Genomic DNA, 15,721 nt, shown 5'->3' with positions numbered 1-15,721 from the left:
CAGTCGGCTCGCGTACCTGGACGGTCGGCTCGGCGAAGGCCCACAGCGGCCGCCGAACCGACCGCCTGGGTACGCCAACCGACCCTCTGGGTACGTGAACCGACCGCCTGGGTACGCGAGCCGGCCGGTCGGGAGCGGCTACTCGCCGAAGTCGAAGCCGCCGGGGCGGCCGTTGCGGTCGGCCAGGAGGCCCGCGAGGGTGGCCAGCGCGATCTCCGCCGGGGTTCGCGAGCCGATGTTGAGCCCGACCGGCCGGTGCACGTGCGCGATCTCCTCGTCCGGCACGCCCAGTCCCCGCAGCGCGGCCACGTGCGGGCCCGGGTGACGCGGGTTGCCGAGCACGCCGACCCAGCGCGGCTTCCCCTCGAGCGCGGCCTTCAGCACCGGGCCCAGCTCCGGCCGGTGGTGGTCGGTGACGACGACGTCCGCCGAGCCGTCCAGCGGCGGCAGCGTCGTGTCCGCCTCGATGCCGTCCGGCACGTCGGTGGCGCGCGCCGCGGCGGGTTCGTACAACGTGACGTGGTAGCCGAGGTCGCGTGCGAACCGGAGCAGGAAGCCGGACACCGGCGACGCGAACACCGCCACCAGCGTCCGCACGCCCGGGTCGGCCGGGGCCGTGCCGTGGGCGACGTCGCAGGTCTCACTCATGCCGCCCAGTCTGTCAGCCACCGGCCCGCCCGCCCAAGCGTCAGATCGCTTCGCCGACGGTCAGCCGGAAGTGGAACCTCGACGTCCGGCCCTCGACGATCACCAGGTAGCCGCCCGGGATCCGCATCGGCGTCCGCGACTTCGGCGACCACGGGTACACCGGCTGGTACTCACGGGCCAGCCGCAGTGCTTCGGCCTCGGCGCTCTCTTGGTCGTCGAAGCGGAACGTCTCCGACAGCGACCAGCTCCGGCCGTCACCCGCGCCGCGCTGTTCCTCCAGGACCACCCACCAGTTCGAGCTCATGCTCTTTCGACGCGAGGAGCCCTCGAAACGTTTCAGACCTCCGGCTCGGCGAACTCGAAGTACTCCGGCAGCGGCGCGGTGCCCGCCAGCCGGAAGTACCGGACCTTGCGCCGCCTCCGCAGCCGCAGCGTGTCGCGGACGGCGTCGTTGTGGACGCGGCGGGCGATCACCACCCGGTGCTCGGCGTCGGTCAGCTCTTCGGCCAGCTCGGCGGCCAACCTCGCCCGGTCGACGCGGCTCAGCTGCAAGGTCAGCTCGTTCTCCGAGGCTTCACGGTCGGCGCGGGGCGCCGCTTCGGCGCGCTCGGCCGACGTCCGCAATGCGGCGTCGCCCAGCACCACGGCAACCGCGCGGGCCACCACGGCCCGGCGGGCCAAAGCCGCGTCCAGGGCGGCCCAGCCCGCGTCCGTCCGGACGTGCAGCCGGTCGAGCCGGTTCGCCGTCGCCACCAGGAACAGCCCGCCCAGCAAGACGACCAGCGCGAGCAGCGGGAGCAGCCAGCCGAGCACGCTCACCGGGCGAGCTCCCGCTCCGGCGCCGCCACCCGGCGCGGGTCGGCGGCGACGGCGGTCTCGTAGACGCGCAGCACCTGCGTGGCCACCACCGACCAGTCGTACATCGTGACGCGCTCCCCCGCCGCCGCGGCCAGCGACGCCCGGCGTGCCGGGTCGGCGAGCAGCTCGCGCAGCCCGTCCGCGAGCGCGTCCGGGTCACCGGTCTCCACGAGCTGCCCGGCCCGGCCGTCGTCGAGCACCCGCCGGAACGAGTCGAGCCCGCTGGCCAGCACCGGGGTCCCGGACGCCATCGCCTCGGTGAGGATCATCCCGAAGCTCTCGCCCCCGGTGTTGGGCGCGCAGTAGACGTCGACGCTGCGCAGCGCCTGGGCCTTCACATGGTCGTCGACCTGGCCGAGCAGCTCAAGGTGCGGGGCCAGCTCCGGCCCGGCCTCGCGGCGCAGCTGGTCGGAGTCGCCGCGGCCGACGACGACCAGCCGCAGGTCCTCGAACTCCGGCAGGATCCGCCGCAGCGCCTCCAGCAGCACGCCCATGCCCTTGCGCGGCTCCCCGAACCGGCCGACGAACCCGACCGTGCCCCCGGCCCGCGGGTAGCCCGGCAGCGGTGTCGCCGAGGCGAAGAATTCGACATCGACGCCGTTGGGGATCTCCACGGCGTCACCGCCCGCGTGCTCCACCTGGACCCGGCGGGCCAGCGCCGACACCGCGATCCGCGCCGTGATCTTCTCCAGCAACGGCCGCAGCACGGGCTGGAACGCCGACAGCGTGCGCGAGCGTGTCGTCGCCGTGTGGAAGGTCGCCACGATCGGGCCGTCCGCGATGAGCAGCGCGAGCAGCGAAAGGCTCGGCGCGGCCGGCTCGTGCAGGTGCAGGACGTCGAAGTCGCCTTCGCGGATCCAGCGCCGCACGCGGGCGTAGGACACCGGGCCGAACTGCAGGCGGGCGACCGAGCCGTTGTAGGGAATGCCGAGTGCCTTGCCCGCCGGGTGCACGAACTCCGGCAAGTCGGCGTCGTCGTCGGCGGGCGCCAGCACGGACACGTGGTGCCCGCGGGCGAGCAGCGCCTTCGCCAGATCGATCACGTGCCCCTGGACCCCACCGGGCACGTCGAACGAGTAGGGGCACACGATCCCGACCCGCATCGGCCGCGTGGCCACCCTCAGCTCGCTTCTTCGAGGCTGACCTGCTCGTCCGCCTCGAGGTCGGCCGGCCAGAACTTCTGCACCATGTGCCAGTCGGCCGGGTGCGCGGCGATGTCGCCGGCGAAGATGTCCGCCAGTGCCTGGGTCGCGGCCGGGACCTCGGCCCGCGCGGTGACCCGGATCCGCGGGTGCAGGCGGATCTGCCAGCCGTCCTCGGTGAACCAGCAGCCGGCCGGGATCAGCGCCGCACCGGTCGTGGCGGCCAGCCGCGCCGGGCCGCCGGGGAACCGGGCTTTCTCGCCGAAGAACTTCACCGGGATGCCGCTCGTGGTCAGGTCGCGGTCGCCGACCAGGCAGACGGCCTTGTTCTCGCGCAGCCGCTTCAGCAGCACGCGCATCGCCGAGCTGTCGCCGGTGAGCGGCACGATTTCGAAACCCAGCGACTCGCGGTACTCGACGAACCGGCGGTAGAGCGATTCGGGCTTCAGCCGCTCGGCGACGGTGGTGAAGCCACCGAGGTAGTCGGCCAGCCACACGCCGGCGACGTCCCAGTTCCCGCTGTGCGGCAGCGCCATCACCGCGCCGTTGCCCTCGGCGAGCGCGGCGTCGAGGTTCTCCACGCCGGTGATCGAGGCCGCGACCTTGGCGCTGACCTCCTTGTGGTCCATCGACGGCAGCCGGAAGGTCTCGTGCCAGTACCGGGCGTAGGAGCGCATCGCCCGCCGCGTCAGCTCGTCCAGCTCGACGGGGTCGGCCTGCGGCACCACGCGGGCGAGGTTCGCGCGCAGCTGCCGCACGCCCCCGCCGTCCCGGCGGACGGCCAGGTCCGCGCCGAGCGAGAAGACCGTGCCGCCGAACCCAGGAGGCAGCCAGCCGGCGAGCCGCCACCCGGCCGCGTAGCCGAAGGCGCTCAGCCGCTCGCTCAACCTGCTCATGCGCACGCCTCGCTGACGCTCGGCGCGGCCTGGGCTGAAGGCGAAGTGGTGAACGATTCGTTCGCAGGCTCACTCATGCCGGTTGCTCCCCGGCGGCGGCCTCGCGGGCCGCCTTCGCCACGGCGGCGAAGCGCTGCAGCAGGGTGACGACCGATCCGGCGGCGAGCAGCCAGAGCGTCACGTCCACGGTGTACGGGATGCCGAAGCCGTGCAGGCCGGTGCCGACCAGCGCGATGATCAGCCGCTCGGCGCGCTCGACGAGCCCGCCGTCGACCGGCAGACCCGAGGCGTCGGCCCGGGCCTTGACGTAGGAGATCACCTGGGCGAGCACCAGGCACAGCAGGGCCGCGGCGGCGGCCGGGTGGTTGTCGTCGACGACGAAGCACCACCAGGCGATGGCGGCGAACAGGGCACCGTCGACCAGGCGGTCGCAGGTCGCGTCGAGCACCGCGCCGAACGGGGTGCCGTAGCCGCGGGCCCTGGCCATGGCGCCGTCGAGGATGTCGAGCATGGCGAAGCCCCACACCGTGAAGGTGCCCCACAGCAGGTGGTCGTTCGGGAAGAAGAGCAGGGCGCAGACGACCGCGCCGGCGGTGCCGAACACGGTCATGACGTTCGGGGTCAGCCCGGCGCGCACCAGCGCCTGGCCGATCGGATCGGTGACGCGGGAGACAGAGGCACGCGCGAAGATATTGAGCATCGGTTCGTCGAGGCACCTGGCTACGAGGGTCGGGTGGGCGATGGCAGCCTATCGACCCACGTGCGCGGCCCCGACGCGCCGCCCCGGGTCAGCCCGATTTCGTGAGCTCGCCCTCGTGCTCCTTCGCCGCTTCGGCAGCCGCGGCGGCAGCGCACTTCGGCGTCAATTGACGGCGGATCGCCGCGCTGATCTCACCGAGCGCCGTCACCTGCTCCGGCGTCAGCGGGTCGAACAGGCTTTCCCGGACGGCCTCGACGTGGCCGGGCGCGGCCGCCTCCAGCGCGGTGAAGCCCGCGTCGGTCAGCACCGCCCAGGCGCCGCGCTTGTCGGTCGGGCACGCCTCGCGCCGCACCCACCCGTTCGCTTCGAGCCTCGCGACCGCGTGCGAAAGACGGCTTCGCGACGCCTGCCGCGCGTCGGCGAGCTCGCTCATCCGCAGCCGGCGGCCGGGCGCTTCCGAGAGCGCGACGAGGACCTCGTAGTACGTGTGCGGCATGCCCGAGTCGTGCTGCAGCTGCCCCTCGAGATGCGCGCTGAGCATCCGGGTGGCCGCGTTGAACTCACGCCAGACGCGTTGCTCGTCGTCGGTGAGCCATCGGGGTTCGGACATACCTCCACTATACCCGCGGTTGAACACTCAATAAGGAGTTTTTGCCGGTCATGGGCGAGCCGGTCGCCGGTGGTCCAGACGACATGAACGACTCATTCCTGTCGTCTGGGGACAGGAATGGGTCATTCACTACGTGGCCGCGTGCTCACCAGGCGTCGGCGAGCAGGTCCCGCGTCTCCCCCAGCAGCTGCGGCAGCACCTTCGTCTGGCCGATGATCGGCATGAAGTTGGCGTCCCCGCCCCACCGCGGCACCAGGTGCTGGTGCAGGTGCGCCGCGATGCCTGCCCCCGCGATCACGCCCTGGTTCAGGCCGATGTTGAACCCGTGCGCGCCGGACGCCGCGCGGATCACCTTCATCGCGTGCTGCGTGAACTCGGCGACCTCGCGCGTCTCCTCGACCGTCAGCTCGGTGTAGTCCGCGACGTGCCGGTACGGCACCACCATCAGGTGACCGGGGTTGTACGGGTACAGGTTCAGCACCGCGTAGACCGTCTCGCCGCGCGCGACGATCAGGCCCGTCTTGTCGTCCAGCGACGGGATGCGGCAGAACGGGCAGCCGGTGTCCTCGTCGTCCTCCGGCTTGTCCTGGCCCTTGATGTAGGCCATCCGGTGCGGGGTCCAGAGGCGCTGGAACGCGTCCTGGACCCCGATGCCCTGCTGCTCGACGAGCTCGGGACCCTCACTCACCGAACGACCGTCTCCAGTGCCCCGGCCGACGGCGACGCGTTTTCGCGGCGCTCGACCCACTCCGCGATCGCCTTCACCGCCGTGTCCACCGGCACGCCGTTGATCTGGCTGCCGTCGCGGAAGCGGAACGACACCGCGCCCGCCTCGACGTCCTTCGCGCCGGCCAGCAGCATGAACGGCACCTTCTGCGTGGTGTGCGTGCGGATCTTCTTCTGCATGCGGTCGTCGCTCGCGTCGACCTCCGCGCGGATCCCCTTGGCGCGCAACGCCTTCTCGACGTCCTGCAGGTACCCGACCTGGTCGGCGGTGATCGGGATGCCGACCACCTGCACCGGCGAGAGCCACGCCGGGAACGCGCCCGCGTAGTGCTCGGTCAGCACACCGAAGAACCGCTCGATCGAGCCGAACAGCGCGCGGTGGATCATCACCGGCCGCTGCCGGGAGCCGTCCGGAGCGGTGTACTCGAGCTCGAACCGCTTGTTCTGGTTGAAGTCCAGCTGGATGGTCGACATCTGCCAGGTTCGGCCGATCGCGTCCTTGGCCTGCACCGAGATCTTCGGGCCGTAGAACGCCGCGCCGCCCGGGTCGGGGACCAGCTCGAGACCGGAGTCGACGGCGGCCTGCCGCAACGTCTCGGTGGCCTCCTCCCACTCCCAGTCCTCCCCGATGAACTTGTCGGAGTCCCCGCGGGTGGACAGCTCGAGGTAGAAGTCGGAAAGGCCGTAGTCGGCGAGCAGGTCGAGGACGAACTTCAGCAGCGACCGCAGCTCGCCCGGCATCTGCTCCTTGGTGCAGTAGATGTGCGAGTCGTCCATCGTCAGCCCGCGCACGCGGGTGAGGCCGTGCACCACGCCGGACTTCTCGTAGCGGTACACCGTGCCGAACTCGAACAGCCGCAGCGGCAGCTCGCGGTAGGACCGCCCGCGCGAGCGGAAGATCAGGTTGTGCATCGGGCAGTTCATGGCCTTGAGGTAGTAGTTCTCCTCGTCGAACTGCACCGGCGGGAACATCGTGTCCGCGTAGTACGGCAGGTGGCCGGAGGTGTGGAACAGCTCGCCCTTGCTGATGTGCGGGGTGTTCACGAACTCGTAGCCGGCCTCTTCGTGGCGGCGGCGCGAGTAGTTCTCCAGCTCGCGGCGGATGATGCCGCCCTTCGGGTGGAACACCGGCAGGCCGGAGCCGATCTCCTCGGGGAAGGAGAACAGGTCCAGCTCGGCGCCGAGCTTGCGGTGGTCGCGGCGCTCGGCCTCGGCGATGCGCTCCAGGTAGGCGTCCTGCGCCTCCGCCGACTCCCACGCGGTGCCGTAGATCCGCTGCAGCTGCGGGTTCTTCTCGCTACCCCGCCAGTACGCCGCGGCGACGCGGGTCAGCTTGAACGCCGGGATGAACTTCGTGGTCGGCACGTGCGGACCACGGCAGAGGTCACTCCAGACACGTTCCTTGGTGCGCGGGTCGAGATTGTCGTAAATGGTGAGCTCGCCCTCGCCCACCTCCATCACCTCTGACGTGTCCACTTCGGACTTGAGGTCGACGAGCTCGAGCTTGAACGGCTCGTGAGCCAGTTCTTTTTTGGCCTCGTCGACGGAGTCGAAAACGCGCCGCGAGAACTGCTGGGCGCCCTTGACGATCTGCTTCATGCGCTTTTCGAGCGCCTGGAGATCCTCCGGGGTGAACGGAGTGTCCACGGCGAAGTCGTAGTAGAAGCCGTCCTTGACCGGCGGGCCGATGCCCAGCTTGGCGTCCGGGAACTGCTGCTGCACAGCCTGGGCGAGCACGTGCGCGGCCGAATGGCGGATGACGCTGCGCCCGTCCTCGGTGTTCGCGGCGACCGGCTCGACCTCCGCGTCGGCTTCCGGGGCCCACGCGAGGTCGCGCAGCTTCCCGTCGGCGTCGCGGACGACGACGATCGTGTCCTCGCCCTTGGTCGGCAGACCGGCTTCGCGGACCGCCGCGCCCGCCGTAGTGCCCGCCGGTACCACCACACGGGAGGCGGCCACGGGGGAAACGGGGGGCGACTGGGACACGATCGGCTCCTCAAGCTGGAGTGACAAAGATGACGCCGTCGATGCTAGTCGGCTGCGCTCGCGCGCCTCACGCGCGTGGCGCGAACGCCGGGCAGGCCGCCTCCGGCTCCGGAAGCGGCCTGCCCGATCGACGTCAGAGGGTCTCGACGACCTGGTCGAAGTCCAGCCGCGGCAGGCGGTCGAACCACGGGTTCTCGCCCGGCTTGCCGACGTTGACGACGACGAGCGAGCGCCACTTCTTGTCCGCGAAGAACTCGTCGTCGACGCCCTGGGCGTCGAAGCCGGTCATCGGGCCGGCGGCCAGGCCGGCGGCGCGGACGCCGATGATGAAGTAGCCGACCTGCAGCAGCGAGTTGAGCTTGCTGAACTCGACGCGGCCCTGCTCGTCGGAGAAGTTGTCCTTGACCCCCGGGTTGTGCGGGAACACCTGGGGGATGTTTTCGTGGAAGTCGACGTCCGCGGCGAGCACGACGGTCAGCGGAGCGGCTTCGGTCTTGTCCCGGTTGCCCGGGGCCAGGTGCGGGAGCAGGCGGGCCTTCGCCTCGGCGGTGCGGAGCACCAGCGCGCGCAGCGGCTGGGTGTTCATCGACGTCGGGGCCCACTTGACGAGGTCGTAGATCGCGCGGACCTGCTCCTCGGTCACCGGCTCGGAGCTGAAACTGTTGGCCGTGCGCGCCTCGCGGAACAGCAGGTTCTGGACGTCCGCGGGGAGCTGAAGGGCCTCGGTCTGCTCGGCAAAGGTGGTCATGGGGCTGCATTCCTTCCGTTGGGTCGGTACCCCCTACAACCAGGTTGAGCGCTCAACTATTTCGCGTTCAACCACTTGTGAAGCGGATCACCGGCCGGGAACGGACACGGCCGCCGACCCCTGTGGCAGGGGTCGGCGGCCGTGGTGCGCGTGCGCGGTGCGAGAACGGGTCAGTAGGCGCCCTGCCCGCCCATCACCGCGCGGAAGGTCTTCCAGAGGATCACCAGGTCCAGCGCGAGGGACCAGTCCTCCACGTAGCGCAGGTCGAGCCGGATGCTCTCGGCCCACGTGAGGTCGCTGCGGCCGCTGACCTGCCAGAGGCCGGTCAGCCCCGGCTTGACCAGCAGCCGGCGCCGGGCGTCCGGGGCGTACTGCGCGGTCTCCTCCGGCAGCGGCGGCCGCGGGCCCACGAGCGACATCTTCCCGGAGACGACGTTGAACAGCTGGGGCAGCTCGTCGAGCGAATACCGGCGCAGCAAACCACCCACCCGGGTGATACGAGGGTCCCGCTTCATCTTGAACAGCGGGCCCGCGCCCTCGTTGTCCTCCTCCAGGGTCTTCCGGATCTCGTCGGCGTTCGTGACCATCGTCCGGAACTTGAGCATGGTGAACGTCGCCCCGTCGCGGCCGACGCGGCGCTGGCGGTAGATGACCGGGCCGCGGTCGTTCAGCTTGATCGCGACGGCGATCGCGAGCAGCAGCGGGGACATCAGGGTGAGCAGCAGCGCCGAGCCGCAGCGGTCGACGATCTCCTTCACCACCCGGCGGCCGCCGGTGAACATCGGCGCGGTGACCCGCAGCAGGGGCATGCCGAGCACGCCCGTGACGTTGAGCCGGGGCCCGGCGACCTCCATCAGCACGGGCGCCACGACCATCTCCGCGCCGGTGCCCTCCATGTCCCAGGCCAGCCGCTGCAGGCGTTTCGGCGTCCAGTACTGGTCCGCGGTGATCGCCACGACCCGGTAGCCGCCGCGCCGCACGTACCGGGACAGCTCCTCCAGCCTGCCGACCACGGGAACGCCGTCGATCTCGCCGCTGTCGCGGTCGGCGCCGTGCCCGGTGAACGTGCAGGCCGCCTCGACGCGCCAGCCGACGTGCACCTCCGAGCGGGTGCGGGCGATGAGGTCGGCGACGGTTTCCGGGCTGCCCGCCGCCATCACCGGCAGCAGGCAGAGTCCCTTGGCGCGCTTGCGGTGCAGGACCTGGCGCAGCAGGTACCGCTGCGGGAACGCGACGAGCGCGATCGCCGGGACGACGACGAACACCCAGACCTGGACCTCGAGCGCCCCGAACAGCAGGCCGCCCAGTGCGACGAGGACGGCGGCGGTGATGAAGCCGCGGCCGAGGGTGCGGTACTCCTCCGCGCCTTCGCCGAGCACGCGCGGGCTCCAAGCCCGGCTGACCGGCAGGGAGACGAACACCGCGAGCATCGTGCCGAAGGCGTGCATGTCGTGCGGCGCAACGCGATCGATGACGAAGGCGCTGATCGCGATCACCAGCAGCGTGATGAAGACGTCGCTGCCGATGACCCAGGCTCTGTATCTGGCCTCCCAGGCCGCCGGCAACGCCTTGGGGGACGGCGTTCCCGACGGTTCGCCCGCCGGCTGGCCGTCCCGGTGGGCGGGACGAGGGATGGCCTGGAGGTCGATGTGCGGCGGTGGCTGGCTCACCGTGTAAGAGGGCCGCACAGACTCTTCCATCTGACCTCCCGGGAACAGGGATCGGGGTTGGATCCGCAAGCACGCAGCGTCACTGAGGATGATTTCGTAGCGTCATCACGGCTCAGGTCTCGCGCAGTGCCCGCGGAGGGGTTCACACGGCAAGGTATCGGCGACTCTCTCGCCATCGTTACAAGGATTTCCAGCCACATCTTGCGCGTCTTATCCGCCAGAAAATGGCCGCAAGATAACGAGAAGGTGACGATGCGTAAGAGGACGTATCCCCGAGAAAACTACATTCCGTAACGGGAGGACCGTTGCCCGCACCCGGGTGGACCAGACGCTCGCGAACGGCCGAGCGCACCCGGAAGATCCACTGTGGACGTTGCGGCCCCGCAGTGGTCCACAGTGGACCAGTGTGGGAGCGCGACCGTCGCGACGCGGGTGCCCGATACACGGATCGTGACGTTCCTCGTCAATTCGTCACGCGCACGAGGTTTTGTCACACTTGTCCCGGACCAGCCGGGCCCGCGCGGTGCCGAAGATCACATCCGGACCTCCCGCAGGCGTTCGTTCGACAGAAACCCACCGCGGCGGCAGGATTCGGAGGCAGTTCCGGCGAGCCCCGGCGGCACGGGCGCGAACTGTTCTCGTCACCTGATACGCAAGATCCGAACGGATCGTTCACTCCACTTACAGAAGTTCCCCCACCCGAGGCGACCACCCCGGGGGTCCGGGGGCTTGCCCCCGGCGGGGGTGTGGGGGCTCGGCCCCCACAAGACACGAAGAGAGGGTCATGTTCGCGTGTTCCGCGAACATGACCCTCTCAACCGTCTCGTGGGCGATACTGGGATCGAACCAGTGACCTCTTCGGTGTGAACGAAGCGCTCTCCCGCTGAGCTAATCGCCCGCCTTTGTCGTTGCGAGAACTCTAGCCTACGACTTTAGGGCGCCTGCAAACGGGTGGTCCTCATCGACCACACTCCGCTTACCGGCGAGTACGGAACGAACAAACCCGAGCTAGCCGGGGTTGTGCCGACGGGGGGCCGCCTGACGCCACGTTCGACACCCGTGCGACGGTGCTATCGCCCGGCGACTAAACCGCGCAGTATGGAGGCGTGGGCCCCACGGGGCGCGCCGGTCAGCTGCGCGCCGTGGGTGGTCACGGGTGGAGAAGGGGGCCGGCGAGCCCGGACGGGTGATATGCGGCTCACCCGCGACGGAATCGGCCTCCCGATGCGTCCCAGTGGTGATGCCCTCGGCCGGGCCGGGCCGGGAAGGGAGACGAAGGGTAGGACGATGCGCAACGATCACGTGACGCTCCGCTCGACGGCGGTCTTCGACCTGCTGGCGCCGCGGACTCCCGCGGTTCCGGTCAAGGTGGAGCTGCGCTACGACACACGAGACCCGTACGCGGTCGTCGCCGCCTTCCGCACCGGCCGCGCAGGATGGGTCGAATGGGTGTACGCGCGCGACCTGCTCGCGGACGGCCTCCTGGCCGACGCCGGCGACGGGGACGTCCGCATCCGCCCCTCCGTCGAGGACCCCGAAGCCGTCCTGATCGAGTTGAACTCGCCGTCCGGGCACGCCATGTTCGAGGCGTCCGCCCAGGAGCTGGCCGACTTCCTCGACCGGACCTACGACGTGGTGCTGCCGGGCAACGAGCACCTGTGGGTCGACGTCGACGACGCGCTCACCCACCTCATCCCCCACGATTTGGCCTGATGACGGCCACGCAACGGCGGAGTGACACCCCGGTGTCGGCCCCGGTTCCGGGGTCCGATATGGTTTTCCCACACCACGGCGACGGGGGAACGACCTCCCGGAGCTGCGGAATGCGGATGTAGCGCAGCTGGTAGCGCATCACCTTGCCAAGGTGAGGGTCGCGGGTTCGAATCCCGTCATCCGCTCGGTAGGCTCTCGAGCCTGTCACGGTGGAGTGGCCGAGAGGCGAGGCAACGGCCTGCAAAGCCGTGTACACGGGTTCGAATCCCGTCTCCACCTCGCGCGATTAGCTCAGCGGGAGAGCGCTTCCCTGACACGGAAGAGGTCACTGGTTCAATCCCAGTATCGCGCACCACATGTTTTCGCAGGTCAGAAGCCCTGTCCCTCCCTCGGAGGGGCGGGGCTTCAGTCGTCAGTCGGCGATGGCCCCGGGTCGGGCCCGATCGCCCGGCGGGACCGCAGGTGCGGGAACCAGGACACCAGCTTGGCGCGCTCACCCGGCTACAGCGACGCCAAGGACCGCAGGCAGCGTTCCTCGAGCGCGTCCAGGATCTGGTTGACCATCGCCGGGTCACGTGGTCGTAGACCCGCGCGATGCCCTTCATCTTCTGCCCCAGCCGCGCCTGGCGGGCGACCTCCGGGATCCCATCCTCGGTCAGCCACGTGCTGTGCGTGTGCCGCCCTTCGTGGAAGGTGAACGTCGGCAGGATCGGCGGGCGCCGCTCCCCCGCACCCGGGTCGTCGAGCTCGACCACGTCCCACGCCGGCTCCGGCCTCCCTTGTAGACCCTGCCGCCGATCTCCTTCAGCGGAGGCCGGATCTCAATGCCCCGCTTCTCGGAGAACTCGAACTGGCGGCGGGCGACTTCTCCTACAACACCGGCTCGCTGCGCTGCCCGCGGTGCGACGGAACCGGGCAGGTGTCGCTCGACGTGCAGTTCCTGCCCGACGTCGACATCGACTGCCCCGACTGCGGGGGCCGCCGGTCGCCCCCGAGGCCGACCGGGTCCGCCGCGGCAACGACGCCCTCACGCTGCCGGACGTGCTCGCCCTGACCGTCGAAGAAGCCCTCGACCACGTGGGCGACATCCGGCGCGTCCTCACCCGCCTGCAGACGCTTGCCGCACTCGGCCTCGGGTACCTGACGCTCGGCGAATCCACCCCGGCGTTGTCCGGGGGCGAAGCCCAGCGCCTCAAGCTCGCCGGCGAACTCGACCGCGACCAGGACGGCTCGCTCTTCGTGTTCGACGAACCCAGCGTCGGCCTGCATCCCCTCGACGTGCGGGTGCTCCTCGACGTCCTGCAACGCCTGACCGCTCGCGGAGCGACCGTCGTCGTCATCGAGCACGACCTCGACATGATCGCCAACGCCGACCACGTCATCGACCTGGGCCCCGGTGGCGGCGCCGAGGGAGGCAGCGTCGTCGCCGTCGGCCCGCCCGAGGATCTGGCCGGCACGACCGGAAGCCTGACGGCGCAGTACCTGCAGCGGCACCTTCAGGCAGTCCATTGAGGACAGCTTTCCCGTGAACCCCGGCTTCCGGGGTGGCCTACGCCGGCTCGTGTCACGCGCTCAGGCGATACGCGGCACGCAGATCCCCGAGCGCCCTGCCCAGCTGCTTGAGGGACCCGTTCCGAAAGCACCGAGCCGAGCCGGATCTCCAGCTCGTCTTCGAAGACCTTCTCGGCTCGGGCCAGCGTCCGGCGCCCCGCAGACGTCAGCTCGACGATCGAAGACCGCCGGTCGTCCGGATTGGCGCGACGCCGGCAGTACTTGGCGGCCTCGACCCGGTCGACCACCTTGCTGGTCCCCCGACCGTGATCCCGAACTCCTCGGCGATGTCCAGGACCCGGCATCCACCGCGCCGGCCGAGCAGGCGCATCACCTCGAACCACGTGAGCTGCAGATCGCATTCCGCCCGCAGCCGCGCGTCGACCGCACCCCACAGTTCCATCTCGAACCGGACCAGGTCGTGGTACAGCAGCTTCAGATCGACCACAGCAACTTTCCTCGGAAGGCTCGTCCCCGGACGCATGCTAGGCCACCGGACACAGGCGACCGAACAGATTCACCGGAAGCTGCTTCCAGGGAAACTACGTGGGCGCCGGATCGCGACCGACCCGGCGTTCGATCAACCGGCGATCGCCTCCCCAACACGCGGACGCCCATGCCGGTGTGGATAGGTCCATTTCGCCGCTACCAGCCGGTGTGTTCGCAGCGCCTTGGGCAGCAACCGAGCCGCTGCTCCGCGCTTGTGAGTCGCCAGGCGCGCAGTCGCCACCTTCGAGGCGCTCGACCGAACCGACGCCACCCGCAAGGTAGAGCGTCTGCGCCCGTCAAGGTTAGGACCTTCGGCTACTGCGAGCGTGCGGGAAGGACGGCAATGAACCTCGCGGGTACAGCGTGCGGACGGCGGGGGCCCCAGCGACTGCTGGCGAACAGGACAACGGTCGAGCGGCCCGAGCCACCGACCCACGCAGGTTGCGCGCGGTCGAAGGCCGGAAGCGGAGGGCGATGCCACAAGCTGGCACCACCTCGCAGCCGAGCACCACCGCCGTCGCGGTATTGAACGACGTAGGCGAGCTTTCTACCAGGATTCGCCCGCGGGTGAACGAAATCCGCGAGGCACCCTGCCGGTTCCACCACGATCTCTGCCGTGACCGTCGCAGCTCGCCAGCCGGTGCGCCGGACCGACTCATAGCGCAACCACCACAATACGGCCCCCGGCGTAAAACACAACGACACCGCAATCATCACAAGCGCACAGAATACTAAAATACCCGTCGCAGTATTCCGGGGAGCATCACCGTCACTATTGCTGTATAAAACAAACAAGAAGGCAAGAGCCACGATCCAGACCAGACAGCACGCCGTCGTCCGCAGTGCCACGGCCCCCACGCGCTCCAGTTCGCGAGCCAACTCCGGCCGCCCCAACCCCCAGGAATCCCCACGATCACTCCGCGGCCCGTCATCCCGCTCCATCACCCCAGCATACGGGCACGCTGGCGATGGCACTGGCTGCGATCGCCGGCGGCGTCGCCGGGCAGCCACGCGCTGAACGCCCCGATGCGATCAAGCCGGGCAGGGCGAACCGACGAGTCTGACCGTCACTGACCGCCCACGAGACAACCCCTGCGTGAAGCGAGCTTCCGGCGCCTTCTGTGCCACGCGTCGAGCAACTGGGAGATTCAGCGCTATTCGGACTCCTGCGCCATTGTGGACGATCGGTGGTCAGCGGTGGCGCACCCGGCTTCGTCAGGCCCCCTTCCACGAAGTGCACCTTCAAGAAGGTCGACGCACCTTCGAAGCCGAAGCCCACCCCCGTGATGCCGATTTCGCAGGTCGCGGCACGACGAGCAAAGGTTCCCCGCTTCGGAGACCCTTCGGGCAGGGGTAAAACGTTTCGGGGCGCTTGACGCCGTCCAGTCACGGCTGGCACGGTCGGCCTGGCGAGAGTGCTTCACCCGGCTGGGATAGCAGACGTGATGATTCCGGCACTCTCGGTAACTGGGGTTGTTTTACGGGGGAAGGCGGAAGACTGTGTGGCGAGGAACGAAGGCCGAAGTGATCGCGCCTCGTCAGCGCCGTCGATGACGAGCCTGCAGTGGTTGCGCTGTCAGTGACCTGACGACCGGGGACCTGGGGGTTCCGGGGGACACGCCGACGCGCTTCTGTTGTGCGTGACCCGGCGGAGAGCCGCGGCACCGTGACGACGGCGTGCGCGCTCGTCCGAGCGGGGTCTGGCTGAGCCGTGCAGGTTGAGCGGCACAGAAACGGATTTCTTCGGCTGTGAAGAAATGATCCGCCTCATTCCAAAGGGTGCTGGTCCGCTGCTGGCTGGCCCCGATGTTGTTCGACTGCGGCGGCGTCCTCTGCGGCAGTAGAAAATCGAAAGAAAGCGGACTTTTGTAGTGAATCTGAGAACCAGAGTTCTTGCCATTGTCACGTTCACGCTGTCCGCGGTCGTGGCCGTGGCCACGCCGGCGCCGGCGGCCACCACGCCTCAGACCGTGGAAGTCGCCGC

The 15,721-nt window shown here is 69.7% G+C and carries 14 protein-coding genes, 4 tRNA genes and 1 pseudogene; 5 read left to right on the top strand and 14 right to left on the bottom strand.

Features of this window, described 5'->3' with window-relative positions:
* Positions 1 to 138: 138 nt before the first annotated feature.
* The 12 genes from CF165_RS06145 to CF165_RS06090 form a co-directional block, all read right to left on the bottom strand.
* Positions 139 to 648: an XdhC family protein gene (locus tag CF165_RS06145; RefSeq protein WP_093946438.1), complete on the bottom strand. Its 510-nt coding sequence runs from the start codon at positions 646 to 648 to the stop codon at positions 139 to 141.
* Positions 649 to 688: 40 nt separating this feature from the next.
* The gene (locus CF165_RS06140; protein ID WP_093946437.1) at positions 689 to 952 is read right to left on the bottom strand and encodes a hypothetical protein; all 264 of its coding nucleotides are present in this window, start codon (positions 950 to 952) and stop codon (positions 689 to 691) included.
* A 32-nt stretch (positions 953 to 984) separates the two neighbouring features.
* Positions 985 to 1,467, bottom strand: coding sequence for an NUDIX hydrolase (locus CF165_RS06135; protein WP_093946436.1), 483 nt, complete (start codon positions 1,465 to 1,467; stop codon positions 985 to 987).
* Positions 1,464 to 2,609, bottom strand: a complete 1,146-nt coding sequence (locus CF165_RS06130) for a glycosyltransferase family 4 protein (RefSeq protein WP_093946622.1) — start codon at positions 2,607 to 2,609, stop codon at positions 1,464 to 1,466. The genes CF165_RS06135 and CF165_RS06130 overlap by 4 nt, the downstream gene beginning before the upstream one ends.
* A 17-nt stretch (positions 2,610 to 2,626) precedes the next feature.
* Positions 2,627 to 3,544, bottom strand: coding sequence for a phosphatidylinositol mannoside acyltransferase (locus CF165_RS06125; protein WP_093946435.1), 918 nt, complete (start codon positions 3,542 to 3,544; stop codon positions 2,627 to 2,629).
* Positions 3,545 to 3,617: 73 nt separating this feature from the next.
* Positions 3,618 to 4,244 (bottom strand): phosphatidylinositol phosphate synthase, encoded by a 627-nt coding sequence (gene pgsA, locus CF165_RS06120; RefSeq protein WP_093946434.1) that lies wholly within the window; start codon positions 4,242 to 4,244, stop codon positions 3,618 to 3,620.
* 88 nt (positions 4,245 to 4,332) lie between these two features.
* A complete protein-coding gene (locus CF165_RS06115; protein ID WP_093946433.1) occupies positions 4,333 to 4,854 on the bottom strand; it encodes a MarR family winged helix-turn-helix transcriptional regulator in 522 nt (173 codons plus the stop codon).
* A gap of 145 nt (positions 4,855 to 4,999) precedes the next feature.
* Positions 5,000 to 5,542, bottom strand: a complete 543-nt coding sequence (locus CF165_RS06110; protein ID WP_093946432.1) for an HIT family protein — start codon at positions 5,540 to 5,542, stop codon at positions 5,000 to 5,002.
* A complete protein-coding gene (gene thrS, locus CF165_RS06105) occupies positions 5,539 to 7,566 on the bottom strand; it encodes a threonine--tRNA ligase (RefSeq protein ID WP_093946431.1) in 2,028 nt (675 codons plus the stop codon). Before thrS ends, CF165_RS06110 begins: the two co-directional genes overlap by 4 nt.
* A gap of 133 nt (positions 7,567 to 7,699) precedes the next feature.
* On the bottom strand, positions 7,700 to 8,314 hold the full coding sequence (locus CF165_RS06100; protein WP_093946430.1) for a malonic semialdehyde reductase: 615 nt from the start codon (positions 8,312 to 8,314) through the stop codon (positions 7,700 to 7,702).
* Positions 8,315 to 8,484: 170 nt separating this feature from the next.
* On the bottom strand, positions 8,485 to 10,014 hold the full coding sequence (locus CF165_RS06095; RefSeq protein ID WP_167441369.1) for a sugar transferase: 1,530 nt from the start codon (positions 10,012 to 10,014) through the stop codon (positions 8,485 to 8,487).
* Positions 10,015 to 10,810: 796 nt separating this feature from the next.
* Positions 10,811 to 10,882: transfer RNA gene (locus tag CF165_RS06090), tRNA-Val, on the bottom strand.
* A gap of 389 nt (positions 10,883 to 11,271) precedes the next feature.
* Here CF165_RS06090 and CF165_RS06085 point away from each other — a divergent pair.
* From CF165_RS06085 to CF165_RS06070, 4 genes are all read left to right on the top strand, one after another.
* A complete protein-coding gene (locus CF165_RS06085; RefSeq protein WP_013227152.1) occupies positions 11,272 to 11,697 on the top strand; it encodes an SsgA family sporulation/cell division regulator in 426 nt (141 codons plus the stop codon).
* Positions 11,698 to 11,809: 112 nt separating this feature from the next.
* Positions 11,810 to 11,882, top strand: a tRNA-Gly gene (locus CF165_RS06080).
* Positions 11,883 to 11,905: 23 nt separating this feature from the next.
* Positions 11,906 to 11,976 (top strand) — tRNA-Cys (locus CF165_RS06075).
* 1 nt (position 11,977) lies between these two features.
* Positions 11,978 to 12,052: transfer RNA gene (locus tag CF165_RS06070), tRNA-Val, on the top strand.
* 50 nt (positions 12,053 to 12,102) lie between these two features.
* Here the strand turns inward: CF165_RS06070 and CF165_RS52460 are convergent.
* Positions 12,103 to 12,464 (bottom strand): annotated as a pseudogene (locus CF165_RS52460) (tyrosine-type recombinase/integrase); the annotation flags it as partial.
* A 274-nt stretch (positions 12,465 to 12,738) separates the two neighbouring features.
* On the opposite strand from CF165_RS52460, the gene CF165_RS06060 reads away from it, so the two are divergent.
* Positions 12,739 to 13,209 (top strand): hypothetical protein, encoded by a 471-nt coding sequence (locus CF165_RS06060; protein WP_205660781.1) that lies wholly within the window; start codon positions 12,739 to 12,741, stop codon positions 13,207 to 13,209.
* Between the two features lie 205 nt (positions 13,210 to 13,414).
* On the opposite strand, the gene CF165_RS52015 is transcribed toward CF165_RS06060, so the two are convergent.
* Positions 13,415 to 13,696, bottom strand: a complete 282-nt coding sequence (locus CF165_RS52015; RefSeq protein WP_205660780.1) for a winged helix DNA-binding protein — start codon at positions 13,694 to 13,696, stop codon at positions 13,415 to 13,417.
* Positions 13,697 to 15,721 lie beyond the last annotated feature (2,025 nt).

Origin of the sequence: Amycolatopsis vastitatis, from assembly GCF_002234595.1 — a bacterium.
In the GTDB taxonomy this organism is placed as follows: Bacteria; Actinomycetota; Actinomycetes; order Mycobacteriales; family Pseudonocardiaceae; genus Amycolatopsis; species Amycolatopsis vastitatis.
The sequence above is the reverse complement of the archived record's forward strand: the minus strand, read 5'-3'. Positions and strand labels throughout refer to the sequence as shown.

What these genes read in the sequence shown, in the direction of transcription:
- CF165_RS06145 (WP_093946438.1), bottom strand. Translation starts at nt 648, where the DNA reads ATGAGTGAGACCTGCGACGTCGCCCACGGCACGGCCCCGGCCGACCCG.
- CF165_RS06140 (WP_093946437.1), bottom strand. Translation starts at nt 952, where the DNA reads ATGAGCTCGAACTGGTGGGTGGTCCTGGAGGAACAGCGCGGCGCGGGT.
- CF165_RS06130 (WP_093946622.1), bottom strand. Translation starts at nt 2,609, where the DNA reads ATGCGGGTCGGGATCGTGTGCCCCTACTCGTTCGACGTGCCCGGTGGG.
- CF165_RS06125 (WP_093946435.1), bottom strand. Translation starts at nt 3,544, where the DNA reads ATGAGCAGGTTGAGCGAGCGGCTGAGCGCCTTCGGCTACGCGGCCGGG.
- pgsA (WP_093946434.1), bottom strand. Translation starts at nt 4,244, where the DNA reads ATGCTCAATATCTTCGCGCGTGCCTCTGTCTCCCGCGTCACCGATCCG.
- CF165_RS06115 (WP_093946433.1), bottom strand. Translation starts at nt 4,854, where the DNA reads ATGTCCGAACCCCGATGGCTCACCGACGACGAGCAACGCGTCTGGCGT.
- CF165_RS06100 (WP_093946430.1), bottom strand. Translation starts at nt 8,314, where the DNA reads ATGACCACCTTTGCCGAGCAGACCGAGGCCCTTCAGCTCCCCGCGGAC.
- CF165_RS06095 (WP_167441369.1), bottom strand. Translation starts at nt 10,014, where the DNA reads ATGGAAGAGTCTGTGCGGCCCTCTTACACGGTGAGCCAGCCACCGCCG.
- CF165_RS06085 (WP_013227152.1), top strand. Translation starts at nt 11,272, where the DNA reads ATGCGCAACGATCACGTGACGCTCCGCTCGACGGCGGTCTTCGACCTG.